Below are 770 nucleotides of genomic sequence, written 5' to 3' on the forward strand. Positions count from 1 at the left end.
CAGCAAATCATCTTTGCCGGCATCCGCGACAAACGCCTGGATATCTTCCTCGGCTACTGGAAACCGGCGATGGACAACAACATCGCGCCATTCCTCGCGGCCAAGCAGGTCAAGGTGTTCGACAGGCCGAGCCTGTCCGACGCCCAAGCGACGCTGGCGGTGCCGCAGTACGTTGCCGACGCCGGCTTGAAAACCTTTGCCGACATTGCCCGCTTCAAGGACAAACTGGGCGGCAAGATCTATGGCATCGAGCCGGGCAGCGGTGCCAATACCGATATCCAGAAAATGATCGACAGCAACCGCTTTGGCCTCGGCGGCTTCAAGCTGGTGGCGTCCGGCGAGGCAGGCATGCTGGCGGCGGTGCAGCGGGCAGTGAATCGCAAGGAGTTCGTGGTGTTTGTCGGCTGGACCCCACACCCGATGAACATCAACATGAAAATGGCGTACCTGACCGGCAGTGAAGATGTGTTCGGTGCCAACGAAGGCATGGCCACGGTCTCCACGGTGACGGCGCCGGATTACGCCGAACGTTGCCCCAACGTGACACGCCTGCTGGAAAACCTGACCTACACCGCGGCCCAGGAAAGCCAGTTGATGGTGCCGATCATGGACCGCAAGACGCCGCAGGAGGTGGCCAAACAATGGTTGCGCGACAACCCCGAGGATTTGCAGCGCTGGCTGGCGGGTGTAACGACCCTGGATGGCAAGGACGGCGTGGCGGCGGTGCAGGCCAGCCTCAAGCCCTGAGCAAATGAAGATCAAAATGTGGG

The 770-nt window shown here is 61.0% G+C and carries 1 protein-coding gene; it reads left to right on the forward strand.

The genetic code is table 11. The annotated features are described in order from the left end of the window. Positions 1 to 747: glycine betaine ABC transporter substrate-binding protein (locus tag HX786_RS29640; protein ID WP_178912977.1), on the forward strand; the 747-nt coding region annotated here is incomplete at its 5' end. Between the last annotated feature and the right edge of the window lie 23 nt (positions 748 to 770).

The sequence above is a fragment of the Pseudomonas sp. 21615526 genome (assembly GCF_013386245.1).
Lineage (GTDB): Bacteria > Pseudomonadota > Gammaproteobacteria > Pseudomonadales > Pseudomonadaceae > Aquipseudomonas.